Origin of the sequence: Acinetobacter sp. AND/436 (genome assembly GCF_049546925.1) — a bacterium.
In the GTDB taxonomy this organism is placed as follows: domain Bacteria; phylum Pseudomonadota; class Gammaproteobacteria; order Pseudomonadales; family Moraxellaceae; genus Acinetobacter; species Acinetobacter indicus.
Genome location: NZ_JBMXBO010000017.1, coordinates 1 through 16,173 on the forward strand (window position 1 = coordinate 1; position 16,173 = coordinate 16,173).

Annotated in this window: 9 protein-coding genes; 7 read left to right on the forward strand and 2 right to left on the reverse strand. The window is 37.6% G+C overall.

Features of this window, described 5'->3' with window-relative positions:
• Positions 1-467 precede the first annotated feature (467 nt).
• The gene (locus ACPEPR_RS11990; protein ID WP_423562482.1) at positions 468-1,766 is read left to right on the forward strand and encodes a protein rep; all 1,299 of its coding nucleotides are present in this window, start codon (positions 468-470) and stop codon (positions 1,764-1,766) included.
• A gap of 68 nt (positions 1,767-1,834) precedes the next feature.
• Here ACPEPR_RS11990 and ACPEPR_RS11995 read toward each other — a convergent pair whose 3' ends face one another.
• On the reverse strand, positions 1,835-2,893 hold the full coding sequence (locus ACPEPR_RS11995; RefSeq protein WP_423562483.1) for a competence protein CoiA: 1,059 nt from the start codon (positions 2,891-2,893) through the stop codon (positions 1,835-1,837).
• Positions 2,894-3,012: 119 nt separating this feature from the next.
• Here ACPEPR_RS11995 and ACPEPR_RS12000 point away from each other — a divergent pair, with 119 nt between their 5' ends.
• The 6 genes from ACPEPR_RS12000 to ACPEPR_RS12025 all read left to right on the forward strand — a co-directional run bounded on the left by ACPEPR_RS12000 (position 3,013) and on the right by ACPEPR_RS12025 (position 14,358).
• On the forward strand, positions 3,013-5,289 hold the full coding sequence (locus ACPEPR_RS12000) for a type I restriction-modification system subunit M (protein ID WP_423562484.1): 2,277 nt from the start codon (positions 3,013-3,015) through the stop codon (positions 5,287-5,289).
• Entirely contained in the window at positions 5,289-6,665 is a 1,377-nt protein-coding gene (locus tag ACPEPR_RS12005; protein ID WP_423562485.1) for a restriction endonuclease subunit S, read from the forward strand. The genes ACPEPR_RS12000 and ACPEPR_RS12005 overlap by 1 nt, the downstream gene beginning before the upstream one ends.
• Positions 6,666-6,960: 295 nt before the next feature.
• On the forward strand, positions 6,961-7,878 hold the full coding sequence (locus tag ACPEPR_RS12010; protein WP_423562486.1) for an Abi family protein: 918 nt from the start codon (positions 6,961-6,963) through the stop codon (positions 7,876-7,878).
• Between the two features lie 34 nt (positions 7,879-7,912).
• Positions 7,913-11,167, forward strand: a complete 3,255-nt coding sequence (locus tag ACPEPR_RS12015; protein WP_423562487.1) for a type I restriction endonuclease subunit R — start codon at positions 7,913-7,915, stop codon at positions 11,165-11,167.
• A 52-nt stretch (positions 11,168-11,219) separates the two neighbouring features.
• On the forward strand, positions 11,220-13,094 hold the full coding sequence (locus ACPEPR_RS12020) for an AAA family ATPase (RefSeq protein WP_228279168.1): 1,875 nt from the start codon (positions 11,220-11,222) through the stop codon (positions 13,092-13,094).
• 1 nt (position 13,095) lies between these two features.
• Positions 13,096-14,358, forward strand: a complete 1,263-nt coding sequence (locus ACPEPR_RS12025; protein WP_253097204.1) for an McrC family protein — start codon at positions 13,096-13,098, stop codon at positions 14,356-14,358.
• 310 nt (positions 14,359-14,668) lie between these two features.
• Here the strand turns inward: ACPEPR_RS12025 and ACPEPR_RS12030 are convergent, their stop codons facing one another.
• Positions 14,669-16,069 (reverse strand): tyrosine-type recombinase/integrase, encoded by a 1,401-nt coding sequence (locus ACPEPR_RS12030; protein ID WP_253097202.1) that lies wholly within the window; start codon positions 16,067-16,069, stop codon positions 14,669-14,671.
• Between the last annotated feature and the right edge of the window lie 104 nt (positions 16,070-16,173).

Below are 16,173 nucleotides of genomic sequence, written 5' to 3' on the forward strand. Positions count from 1 at the left end.
TCCCAGCCATTTTCTTTTAATACCTTGGCGATATTGGTAACTTTTTTAAATTTTTTCATGAGTCTCCGGAGTCATGATATTCGATTTGTAATTTTTAACCCAAGAATTTTAATTTGTATATATATTTATTTAATTCAATATCTTAGGTTATTTTTTCAAAAATCTTTTGATGGGATTATTTTGTGTTATAAAGAATTCAAATAATGACCTATTCTTAAGGATTTTACTATTGATTTATTCATCCTGAATAATAGGAAAATGGATAAAAGAATAGGACATGTTGATCAAATATTAACCATTTATTGGTGATCATTCGTTGTTTTTTTAGTCAGTTTATGTTTTTAGAAAGTTGTTTTTTGGGGTGGTAAATTGATCACCTATAGTCATTTTTTCATTTTTCTGCATCAAATTAATCATCCAAATTTTAAAACATGTAGTTTTCTGGTTTTTAAGCAAGCAGAAAAGACATGGATTCAAATACACCGACATTTGATCAACAGCGTACATATTCATCGCAAACTTTATCTTCATCAGCACAGGAAAGCCGTTATTCTTTAGATATTAATAAGAGAATATTCCCCGACAGTCGTGAAGTAAAAACATCATTAGACTGGCGTACTTCTAACCGCATATTTAAAGCTAAGCTCCAAGAAATCATTCAAAAAACACTTAAAAATAAGCAAGGAAATCAAATTCAGCAGTGTGGTAAAGCAGTAAAGTGGCTTAATTCAAATGTGGATGTTTTTTATCATGTAGATTCTAAGAAAGTCATATTCAGCAATATACTAGACTGTCGTAAGGGTTGGACATGTCCACGTTGTGCAAGTCGATTGGCTGCTCAAAAGAAAGCAGAATTATTACAACTTCAAAAAGTGGTGCGTAATGAGGGCTTACATGTTTATATGATGACATTAACGATTCCACACTCATTGAAAGATAATTTAAGTGATTTACTAGAACGTCTCAGCCGTGTTCAAAGTAAGTTTACAGATGCACTTCGGGGGAAAAAATGGAAACGCATATTTCCTAAAAATGGTCATATCACAGTGCTTGAAATTACCTATTCAGCGAGTTTTGGGTGGCATCCGCATTTGCATGTTCTAGTGATTTCTGAGCAATATTATACAGACAAAGAAATTAAAACGATTGAAAAAGAGTTATATGAAACCTGGTCTGCAAAATGCCAAATTAGTGGTGTTCAAAAACCGCATAAAAAATTTGGGGTTAAATTACAAAATTGTGCATCGGAAGTAGAGCGATTAGACACTAAAGTGATTCATTACTTGGTTAAGCACGGGTTTATAAATGAAATTGATGAGAGGAGAATAGAGGAGAAGATGACCCACGGCGAAAGCCTAACAATTTGGGAAATTGCACTTTTATCTCAACATGTGGATCAACATATTGCTAGAAAATATGGATTGATTCTGCGGGAATATACTCGGTCAATGGTGAATAAACACTTTATAAGATGGTCAAAATTACTCACTGATTATCTCAAAAACAATGGATATGATTTTAAAGATAGGGTAGTTCAAAAAATAAAAAAACATATACAAAAACAAGCATGGCTAGCAAGGAGGAAGTTGGTTGCTCAAATTGATCACCCTTTATGGCTAAGGATTTGTCGAAAGCCTTATGTGCTACAGCATCAACTTCTACAGAGTGTAGAGTTAGACCTCAAATATGGCATTGCTGAATGTCGTATATACCCAAGAACAGATCGATTACTTAAATATATTCGGCAATCAAAGCTCTATGATTGATGTTAATTGATGGCTTAAAAGTAAGATGCAAGGACTTATGTTGATAGCTAAATTAGGCTGTTGAATCGCTATTTCAAATAAAACCAAAGCCCATCAATTTTAGTATCAGGATCAATCTGAACATCGATAAAATGACTATATTTCATGTTCTCTGCATTACGTTCATGATGAGAAAAAAATGCACCTTGTAGCGCATCACAGTGATAACAGCCATTAGATAAATAGGCTTCGCCTCGTGTCTTACTATAACGCTTTTTGATCAGCCCGTACTGGTATGACTGAATAAGGCTAGGTTGATTTAAAATTTCGCTATGTGTATGTGAGAGGTCTTCTACATCTAAGCGGTATATTTTCGTAAATCCCTTGTCATGTGGAATAAAGTAATTAATTTCCATGATGGTATTGGTTGGCTTTTTACATTTCCAACATTGGATTGTATTCATTGCAAATTGCAGTGAGCGGGCTGCATTGGGTTTTAATGAATATTGGACGTCGCCAGACATCAAGGCTTTAAAAAAATCTATAAACTCAACTTCAACTAAATCCGAGTTATCCCAATTGTAAAATGCGCCACTTGTAATGAATTGATGATTTTCTCGATTAAGCCATATAGAAAAAACAGGCAGTTCATAGCTTTGATAATCTAAGACATCCCATTTATTTTTTTGTGTTGTACGAATAAACCAGACGGTACGAATACCTGAAGCAATATACTTTTCTTGACGGCGCTTGGTTTCTTCAATATTTTGCGGTGACCACTGAATCTCAATGGCGATTTTTGCTTTGTTTTTTTCAGCGTAAATGTCTGCAATCCAAATTTCACCTGATGGCGTTTGACCACGAAACTCAGGTGTGACAGTCCATCCATTCTCATATAAGTATTTTAAGATGAGATATTTACAGAACTGATGCTCAATGCTTTCACCAGTAGGGGTGCTACAAGTACTAGAAGGATGATGAGCAAAATATTGTGTACCTAGTTTACTCTTTTTAGGTATGGCACGAGTCTGACAGCAAGGCATATGCATGCTTAGATTTTTATATTTATATTTGAGTCTATCCCACTGCTCATTGTTGAGCATAAAGCTAAAAATTTCTTTATTTTCAATAATACTTAAAAAACCCATAGGCATACTAATTAATATTCTTTTGTACAGTCTATCTCTAGCAAAACATGTTGTAAATCAGGCACAATCATCACTATAAATTTCAAGTTTTATAGCCTTAGGGCAAGCGGTATTTTTTAATGACAAATAATAATTTTTCACAGGTAGCAGCATTCATTTGGTCGGTAGCAGATTTACTGCGTGGTGACTTCAAACAATCGCAATACGGTCGTGTGATTTTACCTTTTACCTTACTGCGCCGTCTTGAGTGTGTATTGGCGCCAACTAAAGCCGAAGTGCTTGCTGCGAATGAAAAAGTCAAACAAATGCCTTTACCAGAAGAAGCCAAAGAAAAAATGCTTCTCAAGGCAACAGGTGGACTGTCATTCTTTAATACCTCTGAATTGGATTTAGGTAGTCTGGGGCAAAAAGACATCCGTGCCAACCTGAACAACTACATTCAGAACTTTTCTAAAGATGCCCGAGAAATCTTTGAACACTTCAAATTTGACGAATTTATTGGTCTACTGGATGATGCCAACTTACTTTATAAAGTGGTGCAAAAGTTTGCTGCAACCGATTTAAGTTATAGCGCCGTATCGAACCATGAAATGGGCTTGGTGTTTGAAGAATTAATTCGCCGTTTTGCTGAAAGCTCCAATGAAACCGCAGGGGAACATTTTACCCCACGTGACATCGTACGTTTAACGACTGGTTTGGTCTTTAGCAAAGATGATGATGCTCTGACTAAAGAAGGCATTATCCGGACTATTTACGACCCGACAGCGGGTACGGGTGGATTTTTATCCTCAGGTTCAGAATATGTGTATGAGCATAATCCTGATGCTGTGATGCGGGTTTTTGGTCAGGAGTTAAACCCAGAGTCTTATGCGATCTGTAAAGCAGACATGCTGATTAAAGGTCAGGACGTGCGTAATATCAAATTGGGTAATACGCTATCCAATGACCAGTTGGCGTATGAGAAGTTTGACTACATGCTATCGAATCCACCATTTGGGGTGGATTGGAAGAAGATCGAATCGGACATCAAAGACGAGCATGAGCAAAAAGGCTTTGAAGGTCGTTTTGGTGCAGGCTTGCCACGTGTATCGGATGGTTCTTTACTGTTCCTGATGCATCTGATCAGCAAGATGCGTAATAAAGACGACAGCACGGCGCAAGGCAGTCGTATTGGTATTATCTTGAATGGTTCGCCTTTGTTTACCGGAAGTGCAGGTAGTGGTGAAAGTGAAATCCGTCGTTATATTCTAGAAGCCGATTTGTTAGAAGCGATTATCGCGCTACCAACCGACATGTTCTATAACACTGGTATTGCGACCTATGTGTGGGTACTGAGCAATAAGAAAGATGCTGAGCGTAAAGGCAAAGTGCATTTGATTAATGCTACTAGCCTCAGTTCAAAAATGCGTAAGTCTTTAGGCTCGAAGCGTAATTATTTAACCGATGAAGAAATCCGTACCATTACCCAAAACTACGGCGCATTTGAAGCGGTAGATACCTTAGCTCATGATGGTGAAAGTGATCAGAAAAAGCCTTTCTCAAGTAAAATCTTTAACAGTTACGAATTTGGCTACCGCCGTGTGACCATCGAGCGTCCTTTGCGTTTATCGGCACAGGTGAGTGATGAGCGTATTGCTACTTTACGTTTCGCACCGAAGCCTTTTAATGCGGTGATGCAAAAGCTGTATGAGCAATACGGCGCAACATGGACAGCAGACAGCTATGGTCAATTGACGGAGTATGAAGCCGAGATTCGTGCGCTGATTAAAGCTGAATTTAGCGAGCTGAAAGAAAAAGATATTAAAACCGTACTTGAACCGAAACTGTGGTTAGAGCAACGTCAGTTATTCAATAAAGCCCAAGCCTTACAAGCGAAGATTGGTACAGCGCAATGTGATGACTTTAATGCCTTTGATGACGTACTGAAACAAGCACTCAAAGATGCCAATGTGAAACTTGAAACTAAAGAAAAGAAGCAATTCATTGATGCGATCACCTGGAAGAATGCTGATGCTGAGCCTGTCATCAATAAAGTGGTGAAAGGCTCAGAAAATCCGCTTTATGGTCAGTTTAGCTATAAAGGCAAAGTGGTTGAGTTTGTGCAGGATGGTGATTTACGTGATGCGGAAAACATTGCGCTTGACCCAAGCCAAAGCACAACGGATTTAATCGAGTCTTACTTTAAGCGTGAAGTTCAACCGCATGTGCCTGATGCGTGGATCAATGCAGATAAGCGTGATGCACAAGATGGTGAAATTGGCATTGTGGGTTATGAAATTCCGTTTAACCGTCATTTTTATGTGTATGAACCACCACGTGACTTAGCGGAAATTGATGCGGATTTGGATGCGGTCAGCCGTGAAATTATGGCACTGCTGCAAGAGGTGCATTCATAATGGCGAAGTATCAGAAATATGCTGAATATAAAGATTCAGGTATTGATTGGTTAGGTGAGATTCCTCGCCATTGGGATTTAAAGCCGATCAAATATTTATTTGAAATTATAAATGGTTCAACTCCAAAATCTGGCGAAGAGGCTTTTTGGGATGGTGAAATTACATGGATAACACCATCTGATCTGAGTAAATTGCGTTCTCATGTTATTGGGGAGTCAATTAGAACTATTACAAAGAAAGGATTAGATTCTTGTGGGACAACTCTTGTTCCAAGTGACACGATTATTTTATCTTGCCGTGCCCCAATTGGTTCATTGGCTGTCACAAGTAAAGAGGCTTGTACGAATCAAGGGTGTAAATCTCTAGTTAAAAAATACGATTTATCTACAAAGTTTTTCTACTACTATTTAAGTATATCTACAAAACAATTGAATAACTTAGGGCGTGGTACGACATTCTTAGAGCTATCTTCAGATGAGCTTGGGAGCTATGCTTTAGGTATCCCAAATGCTGAAGAACAAGTAAAAATCGCCAATTTCCTCGACCATGAAACCGCAAAAATTGATAGCTTAATTGCCAAACAAGAAAAGCTGATTGAACTACTTAAAGAAAAGCGTCAAGCGGTGATTAGCCATGCAGTCACCAAAGGTTTAAATCCTGATGTGGCGATGAAAGATTCAGGTGTGGAATGGTTAGGGCAAGTGCCTGAGCATTGGAGTGTTGCTAAGATTAAGCATCTTTCAAAGATTATTTCAAAAGGTACTACACCCACGACAATGGGTGGTGATTTTGTTTTTGAGGGTATTCGTTTCTTAAAGGCTGAAAATATTGGTAAAAAGCCAATCGTTAATTCTTCACCTGAATTTTTTATTACTGAAAATGTAGACGCACAATTAGCAAGAAGTCGATTACAAGAGCATGATGTTCTAGTCATTATTGCGGGTGCCACAACAGGATTATCATCAGTTTTACAAAAAGAATTATTACCTGCTAATACTAATCAAGCTGTTAGTTTTATTCGACCTAAAGAAACTGAATATGCTAAATGGATATCATATTGGCTAAGTACTCATTTTGCTCAAAGTCTAATTTGGATGGGAGCTGTTCAAGCGGCTCAACCAAATTTATCTATGGAGAATTTGGGGAATATTGATATTACATTGCCATCTGTTGAAGAAATTAAAACAACATTAGATTTTATTGATACAGTTTTATTAAAAATTGATGACTTAATTGAGAAAAATATTAAAGCGATTGATTTTATGCAAGAACGCCGTACTGCCCTTATTTCCTCTGCGGTGACAGGTAAAATAGACGTTCGGCATCATGCCTCACGCCCTTCGGGCAACGACAAAAAACAAACGGAGGGTATCTAAATGACACCATCACGTTTTTGTCGTTGTCCAAATCGGCTATCCCTGCCGATTTGTGACGTTCGTAACTGGCAACATCCCAATGAGGCGAAAACGGGGTCAAGCTCGTGAGTATGCTGAGCTGGCTCAAACCAATGCGGACTGCAGCAGATACAAAAAATCATTGCATAAATAATTGCAATGATTCACTATATGCTCAACAACACCCGACAAGGCTAGGCAAGCAATTGCATCCTCAAACTGTCGGGTTACTTGTTTCTGGAGCCCTAAAAAATATAACAATCAGGGCAAGCCAACTATGAAATCTTTCAATAAGCCTGCCAAAACCTTTGCTGAACAAATTGAGCTATTAAAAGCTCGAGGTATGCAATTTGCCAATGAGCAAGATGCACAATTTTACCTAGAGCAAATCAATTATTATCGCTTAGGTGCCTACTGGCGTCCGTTTGAATACAGCCATTCACCACATTGCTTTAAACCAGAGACCAGTTTTGAACAGGTGTTAGCGCTATATGTATTCGACCGTGAATTAAGGTTACTCATCCTGGATGCCATAGAACGCCTGGAAGTTGCCGTTCGTACCCGTTTTGCCTATGAATTGGCACATCGGCATGGCTGTCATGCCTATCTACAAGGGCAATACTTTAAACCCGCTTTTAGATGGCACAGCTTACTCGAATCACTGAAAACTGAAGTGTCCCGGGCAGATGAAGTCTTTATCGAACACTATAAACGTACCTATGATGATCCTGAATTACCACCAATCTGGGCCACCTGCGAAGTCATGAGTTTTGGGCAACTGTCTAAGTGGTATCAGCTTCTGGCACCGATTCAGACACGTAAAGCCATTTCCAGTCATTTTGATTGCGATGAAAAACAGTTTGAAGGGCTGTTACAGCACTTTGTTTACTTAAGAAATACCTGTGCCCATCATTCAAGACTATGGAACCGCAAATTTACCAAAACCATCGCTAAGCCACGCAGTAAGCCGATGGGGCTTCGGGTGCAATGCAATTTTGAACCTAGTAACTCAGCAGATCGAAAAATTTATAACAGTCTGGTATTTCTACTCTATTTCATGGACAAAATCGCTCCGCAGCATACATGGCGTAAACGTCTGGTTGATCTACTTTTGACACATCACAACATATCAAAAACAGCGATGGGCTTCCCTGAAGATTGGCAAAGCCATCCTATTTGGCACATAGAACAGTAATAAAGAAATTTGGGTATTTAGGGGTAGGGGAAACATGAGATCGGATGCAACTTTAGAAACTATCTTCCAGAAAGATATTATTGCGCAAATGCAAAGCCATGGTTGGCTTGTGGGTTCTGGGCAAGGCTATAACCGTGAAAAAGCATTATATGAACAGGATGTTTTAGACTTTGTGCAAAAGACCCAAGAGGTCGAGTGGCAGAAGTTTAAAAGCATCTTCCCGAATGATACCGAACGTCATTTTTTAGATACCGTGGTGGCTCAGCTTAAAAAAGCCGACATCAATGCCACCGATGTCGAATCTCGCAGCTATGGCACATTGGGCGTATTACGGCATGGTATTCGTACCCGTGGGGTACGTTTCTCATTTTGCCAGTTTAAACCTGAGCATGGCTTAAACCCTGAACTGAATCAACGCTATCAGCAAAACATCTGCCGTGTGGTGCCTGAACTGGTGTATAGCCCATACGCCAGCAAAGCCGAACTAGAGGTAACAGGCAAACAAGCCAAAAAATGGCGCATCGATCTGACCCTGTTTATCAATGGTTTTCCAGTGGCAACCATGGAACTTAAGTCTGAGTTTAAACAGGCTGTGCAAAATGCCATGACACAGTATAGAAAGACTCGCTTACCCAAGGACCCTGAAACCAACAAGCCTGAACCCTTACTGATGTTTAAACGCGGTGCATTGGTGCACTTTGCCGTGAGTCAGTATGAAGTGTATATGGCGACACATTTAAATGGTGACAGTACCTACTTCCTGCCATTTAACAAAGGCACCAAAGAACAGGGTGCAGGCAATGACATTCCTGATGATCCTAATCAGTATGCAACAGGCTATTTATGGAATGAAGTACTCACACCTGATAGCTTGCTGAATATTGTTGGTAACTTTATCCATCTTCAGATTGAAGAAAAGGAAGACTGGGAAGGTCGTATATACAAAAAAGAGAGCCTGATATTCCCACGTTATCATCAGTGGAAAGTCGTCACCAAACTGGTTGAGGACTCATTGGCTGAAGGCACAGGACAGAAATACCTGATTCAGCACAGTGCAGGTTCGGGTAAATCTAACTCGATTGCATGGACGGCGCATCAGTTGTCCAGTCTGTATGATGCTCAGAATAAGAAGATGTTCGATTCTGTCATTGTGGTGACAGACCGAACCATTCTGGATGCACAGCTACAGGATACCATCTATCAGTTTGAACATGCAGATGGCGTCGTGGGGCGGATTAACAATAAAGAAGGTGATGGCTCTAAATCCGAGAAACTGGCAAAAGCCTTGGAAATGGCGCAGCCGATTATCATCGTCACCATTCAGACTTTCCCGTTTGTACTGCGTGCTATTGAAAACAGTACCAGCTTAAAAGAGCGTAAATACGCCGTCATTGCCGATGAGGCACATTCTTCACAAAGCGGTTCTACGGCGCGTCAGCTCAAAGAAACCCTAATGCTTGAAGAGAGTGAAGAAGATGAACAGCTTTCTTCGGAAGATGTACTTGATGCGGTGATGGCATCACGTAAGGGTAGTGCTAACTTGAGCTTCTATGCCTTTACTGCCACACCTAAGGATAAAACCTTACAGCTCTTTGGTCGTTTACCTGACCCAACCATGCCGCCGTCGAAGACCAATTTGCCTGAAGCCTACCATGTCTATTCCATGCGTCAGGCCATAGAAGAAGGCTTTATTTTGGATGTACTGAAGAACTACACCAACTATAAAGTCATCTATAAGCTCAAGCAGAAAATTGAAGAAAAAGATGCAACCGTTGATGCCAAAAAAGCCAAGATCAAGCTGAACCAATGGGTACGCTTGCATGACCATAATATCTCGCAAAAGGTCGGCGTGATCATCGAGCATTTTAAAAAGAACGTGATGGGTTTATTGGGTGGTCAGGCCAAAGCCATGGTGGTGACCAGCTCACGTAAAGAAGCCGTGCGCTATAAACAGGCTTTTGATAAATACATTGCTGAGAACAAATACCAGAATATTCAAGCCATGGTGGCATTCTCTGGTGAGGTAGAATTTAACCAGAATGATTCTGATAGTAGCCATCTACTGGGGCAGAAATTTACTGAAAGTAACATGAACCCGAACCTGAAAGGTCGTGAGATGCGTAAAGCATTCGATAGCGATGATTTTCAGGTGATGATTGTGGCAAACAAGTTCCAGACCGGCTTTGACCAGCCGAAGCTGTGCGCCATGTACGTAGATAAAAAGTTGGGTGGAGTTGAGTGCGTACAGACCTTATCTCGTTTGAATCGTACTTATCCGGGTAAAGCAGAAACAGGTACCTTTGTTCTGGATTTCTTTAATGAACCGCAAGATATTCTGGATGCCTTCCAGCCTTACTACCAAACGGCAGAACTGGCAGATGTGTCCAATCCTGATCAGGTGTACGATCTGGCCAACAAGTTGAAGTCAGCAGGTATTTTCCTTATGACTGAGGTAGAGCAGTTTACAGAAGCTTTCTATAGCAAGAACAAATCCAATGCAGCACTTGCCAATATCTGTAAGCCTGCGATGCAACGCTGGCAACATCGTTACACGGCAGCCGTGAATGATTATGATGTCACCAAGAACCGTTTAGAACGCTGTAAGCAGACAGGTGACGCCGTACTAATTGCCAATGCGGAAAACGAATTTGTTGAAGCGAAGAAAGCCCGTGATGCGCTGGAAATCTTTAAAAAGGATTTAGGTAGTTTTACCCGTTTCTATGAGTTTATGTCGCAGATCATGGAATATGACGACAAGGAGCTAGAGAAGCTCAGTCTTTTTGCCCGTAACTTGCGCCCATTACTGCGTGAACAGGTGGCCGAAGAGGATGAGGTTGATCTAAGTAATGTTGCAATGACGCATTACCGTTTGTCTAAGTTACGCCAACAGGATATTCAGCTGAAAGCCGATAGTACCGAGTATAAACTTGAGCCTGGTAATGAACTGGGTACTGCAAAGCCGAAGGACAAGAAAGAAGACTTTTTGTCGCAGATTTTAAGCCGTATGAATGATCTGTTTGTGACGGACAATCTGACAGAGAAAGACATGATCAACTATGCTTTGACCATTGCTGACAAGATGTCCGAGAACACACGAATGATGAAACAGATTAATAATAACACTCGTGAACAGGCCATGCTGGGTGAGTTTGATACGGCGCTAGATGATGCAGTGCTAGATAGTAATGCTGCTCATATGGAGCAAATGACACAGCTTATGAGTGATCCTGCGAAAATGAAGCAATTTGCACATATTATTTACGATGTGTTGGTTAGTAGAAATCAATAGCAACTAAGTAAATCAAAAATATATTTAGAGTATAGAAATGAATTTTTGGCATATGCAGTTACATCCTAACGATAAATCTGCATTTAATCGTACTGAGATAAAAAACCTTCTCATCTCTAAGAAGGTTATTGGTTTGGGCAAAAAGTGGGATAATGATAGAGGACAACCGCAAAAGTTTTCCACAGTAATGCAGGTAGGGGACATTATCCTTATTAGAAGTGAGGGGCCTCTTGCATTAGTAAAGGTGATAGGTCAATGTTATGAAAATACAGATGATAGTATTTGGTTTGATCTAATTAGAGATGTCGAAATATTATCTTTGGATGGAAACATTTATAAAAATCAGTATAAGGCTGTATTTAGTTCCAGTTGGAACGATTCATTATATTTATCAACAACTATTGAAGTAGCAAATAGCTCAAAATTTATTAAATTTTGGTATCAAGATATATTTGGGAAAATTGAGATGGATAATGCAATTAATTTACTTTCTAGCAAGCATCAGATTGTATTACAAGGTCCTCCCGGTACTGGTAAAACTCGCTTAGCTAAATTGATTGCTGAAAAATTAATTCAACCATCGGTTATTGGTAGCCCAGAAGAAATTGTTGATAAACTACTAAGAGAATTTGATTCATCTAGTAATCAGGTTATAGCAGTTAGAGAGCAACATCGAAATATTCTCTCTGAATTCTTAGAGCAATTTCCTAAAGAACAATTAAATCAATTGTCATTAGATCAATATTGTACTGGGACAGGAGGGCGTAATAACTTTTGTTGGTGGATAGAAAGAGGGCTTCAGCCATTAGGATATTACTTCCCTGGCTCATCTCGTACATACCAAATATATTGGAAAAAAAGTACGCAGGAATATAGTAAACATGGATTTATTAAAAACGTCACTGATGATGACGTTGCTATGAAAGAAGTGGCACAAAAACTTCATAATTTGGTAAATCAGAGAAATCTTGATGAATTAGCAAAATATTTCGGTGATAGTTTCATGTTAAAAATTTTAAATACATACTATCCAACAGAGTATTTTCCTATAAATAGTGAAAAAATGATTAATCATGCTTTAAAAATTTTTAAAGTTGATTACTCAGCTCTAAATGTATTTGATAAAAATAAAAAACTATATGAGATTTATATAAATAAAAAAGAAAAATTTAATTTAGACATGACACCATTTGAATTTTCCAATTTGCTATCTTCTACGTTTAATTTAAAAGAAGGAAAGGATATTACTGAAAAAAATGAAGTGATAAGCCAAGGAGAGTATCAAATTGTACAATTCCATCCGGCGTATTCTTATGAGGATTTTGTCAGAGGGATTGTGGCGAAAACAGATGAAAATGGAAATATTGCTTATAACGTCGAAAACAAAGTTCTAGCGGCTTTTGCAAAGAAAGCTCAAGATAATCCAAATGGAAAATATGTATTAATTATTGATGAAATAAATCGAGCCAATTTGCCATCAGTACTTGGGGAGTTGATTTATGCTTTAGAGTATAGAGGCGAAGCTGTAACAACGATGTATGAGCTTGAGGAAGACAGACAAATAATTTTGCCAAAGAATTTATACATTATTGGTACTATGAATACGGCTGACCGATCGGTAGGTCATATTGATTATGCAATAAGAAGACGATTTGCATTTGTTGATGTACAACCTAATGAGACTATTATTGAAAATCAAAAAGCTAAAAATATTTTCAAATATTTAGATTTATTATTCAAAGAGCATCTATCACCCGACTTTAAAAAAGATGATGTCATGATTGGGCATAGTTATTTCTTAGTACAAGATGATAACCAACTAAGAATGAAATTAGATTATGAAATTAAACCAATTTTAAAAGAATATTTGAAAGATGGAATTTTACTAGATTCTGCTGAAGTGCATATTGACAATTTAAAGGTCTAAAGTGAATTTACATCAAACATTTGAACACTTACCTCTCAATATTACAGTAGATAATTTGGCAGATGCGAAAGAAATACATTTTTGTCATAACAAGGAAAAAAAGTGTATAGAGCTTGAATTTTCTCAAGCTGGGATTATCTTGCACACCAATTATTATATTGGTGTTGATTGGCTCAAAAAAAATGATACGGCAGTTTATGTAGCCCCAAAATTGAATGAGGCGACAAGAGAAACTGACTATTTTAAAATGTTATTCTCATGTTTGAAGCATTCAGAAATAGCAGAGCTTTCTAAGAGCTTGTATGATATTAAATTTGATGAACCATATATCGAGATTAATCAAAAACAGGATTTAATTACTCCACTATTAATGATTAAGTATTTGCAAATTCTCAAATCTATAGTACGTAAAGGGTTGAAAAAATCCTATTATCAAGTAGAGCAAAATTTAAGTTCTAGGATTAAAGGTAAGGTACTTGTTTCAAAGACTTTAAAGCAAAATATCTTAAAGAATAGACCAAATAAGACCATATGTAATTTCGAGGTTTATGGTGTTGATTCTATTGAAAATAAAATTTTAAAGTCTGCTTTGAAATTAACAGATAAATATTTAATGAATTATAGACAATTCTCTGAGTATTTTGTGCCGCTCTTAAATTTTTCTAAGCCAGCTTTTCATGAAGTAGATGATTCAAATTTTGATTTGAATATACTTAAAAAAACTAAACCGAATGCTTTTTATAAGGAATATAAAGATGCTCTTGATTTAGCGAAAATGATTATTAGGAGGTTTGGTTATAATCTTAAAAAGGTCGATGAAAAGGTGGTAAGCGTTCCACCTTTTTGGATTGATATGCCTAAACTTTTTGAATTTTATGTATTAGGGTTATTAAAAGAACGATATGGCAGTCAAATTAAATTCCAAGCCAAGGGTAATTATGGTGAGCCAGATTTTCTTTTGGTATCTCAATCTGAAAAGATGGTGATTGATACAAAATATAAAAAGATTTATCAAAATAATGAACAACAGCAAGATCGTTATAATTCTGATGATATACGACAAATAGCTGGGTACGCACGTGATAAAAAGATATTACAATGCCTTGGCTATAAAAATGAAGAAATACAAAATGTTGTTGTAGATTGTTTAATTATATATCCAGATCAGTACGCTGATGAAAAATTACCTGAGTCTTTAAAAGAACAGCCAATTGAGCAGTTCATAAAATTTTATAAAGTACCTGTAAAACTACCTACTTTATAAATCGGAAGAGATTTTTTGTACAATTAGGTTCAGAAAGGGCTCTTGAGCAATATAATTTACAGATGAAGAAGCCAGCGCCTAAAATGTACTAGCTTACAACCAATTGCTCCACAATTGTCAGTAACAAATACTCGTAAATGATCTGCCACACTTTATTTACACAGTATCATTATTCATCAAAGTAAAACAATAAAAATTTAAGTTAATTCATTGGTTTATGGTTAATGGGTTTTGGTAGGGTTGAACTCTAGCGAGTTCAACTCCCGCCATATTTTAAAGTGTAGAGAACAAAACTTTTTAGTTCGGTTTACTATCTATACATTCTAGTTGACTTGTCTGTTAAATATTCACGATTGAAAATAATATTTTTCACATCGTCAGAAAGAATATGATTTTCAATTTTCTGCATAGCATCCCTTAAGTCTTTCGCATCAATCTGTGTGTAATCAGCTGTAATATCTGAGTCATCTTGATAAGAATGATTGATCAAAGCCTTAACGGTATACATCCCAATACCACAACGGTTTGCAATAGACGTAAATGTGCGTCTTAAATCATGAAAGGTAAATGCTATTCCTGTAGTTTCGGTAATCTTATGACGAACATGCCTGCGATCTTTGATATGGTTTTGATTATTCGTTGCTGGGAAGACATACTTAGAGCCGTTCGAATATTTATTTCGTTGTTTAAAGATATGCAGTAGTGTTTCACCTAAAGGTAAGAGTAGGTCTTCTCCATTTTTGGGATTAATAATTTTTAAGGTCCCGTACTTTAAGTCAATATTAGCCCATGCAAGTTGCTCAACTTCAGTTCGCCTAAGACCAGTGAGTACAAATGTTAGAAGGAAGTCTTGATTCAAATACCCATATTCATTCGCTTTTTCATTTCCTCGCCATTGGGTTTGAACGATCGCTGATACCCAATCTGCTTGTTGTTCACTGTTGATATAATTTTTTCTAGGTTTTAATTTGTTAAAAAGGTCATTCTGATAAAGAATCTGAACTGGACTAAATTCTGTGATAAGTGGTTGGTTATTATTAGTCAGTCTTTTTCGGTGGTAGTTATAAATTGCAGAAAATAGCTTAAGGGTAATATTGGCATGAGACTTATTGGTTTGCGATATTTCAGCATGCTTACCAACCACCATTTGCATAGTTATCTCTGTAATTTTTAAATGGTGCCAATCTTTTAAGTACAGATTCATATCTCGATCATATATAGCAACTGTATTAGGCTTTAACTCTGATTTGGCTTCGATATAGTGCCTATACGCATCTATTACAGTCGGAATTTTTTGATGGTTTATACGTTCCTGAGAAGCTTTTTGACGTAGCTGTTCTTTTTTTTCATTAGGGTTTATGCCTTGGGACATCTCTAGAAGATACTCGGTCGCTTTTTGCCTTGCTGTTTCCGGTGTATAAAGACCATGGTCACCAATAGTCACACGACAGGGGGAACCATTTGGCATCTTCTTTTCCACAGTATAGACAAGAGAATGACGAGTTGCTCTGATGGCAAAGCCAACAAGTTTGTTATCTCGATAAAAGATTTGTTTCCCATTCGTGATATCAAAGCAATATTGTTTTGACTGTTTTAGTGTTTCATCCACATGTGGGTCGTTCAATTCTTTAATCAGATTTTTAACGAACGATAGGGTAATGAGAACTTTTTTGTTTGACACTTTTTCATTTCCTAACAGCACCAGCTGCATAAGTGATTAGATCTTTGGTATACATGGAGTATACAAAGCGCTAGAAAATGAAAATTGATTTGGTGGGGATTTTTGAAATTTTGTTCGTGGTTGTTATAAAACAA

Excerpts from the sequence above, each read along its gene's own strand:
- ACPEPR_RS11990 (WP_423562482.1), top strand. The coding sequence starts at position 468 with ATGGATTCAAATACACCGACATTTGATCAACAGCGTACATATTCATCG.
- ACPEPR_RS11995 (WP_423562483.1), bottom strand. The coding sequence starts at position 2,893 with ATGGGTTTTTTAAGTATTATTGAAAATAAAGAAATTTTTAGCTTTATG.
- ACPEPR_RS12000 (WP_423562484.1), top strand. The coding sequence starts at position 3,013 with ATGACAAATAATAATTTTTCACAGGTAGCAGCATTCATTTGGTCGGTA.
- ACPEPR_RS12005 (WP_423562485.1), top strand. The coding sequence starts at position 5,289 with ATGGCGAAGTATCAGAAATATGCTGAATATAAAGATTCAGGTATTGAT.
- ACPEPR_RS12010 (WP_423562486.1), top strand. The coding sequence starts at position 6,961 with ATGAAATCTTTCAATAAGCCTGCCAAAACCTTTGCTGAACAAATTGAG.
- ACPEPR_RS12015 (WP_423562487.1), top strand. The coding sequence starts at position 7,913 with ATGAGATCGGATGCAACTTTAGAAACTATCTTCCAGAAAGATATTATT.
- ACPEPR_RS12020 (WP_228279168.1), top strand. The coding sequence starts at position 11,220 with ATGCAGTTACATCCTAACGATAAATCTGCATTTAATCGTACTGAGATA.
- ACPEPR_RS12030 (WP_253097202.1), bottom strand. The coding sequence starts at position 16,069 with ATGCAGCTGGTGCTGTTAGGAAATGAAAAAGTGTCAAACAAAAAAGTT.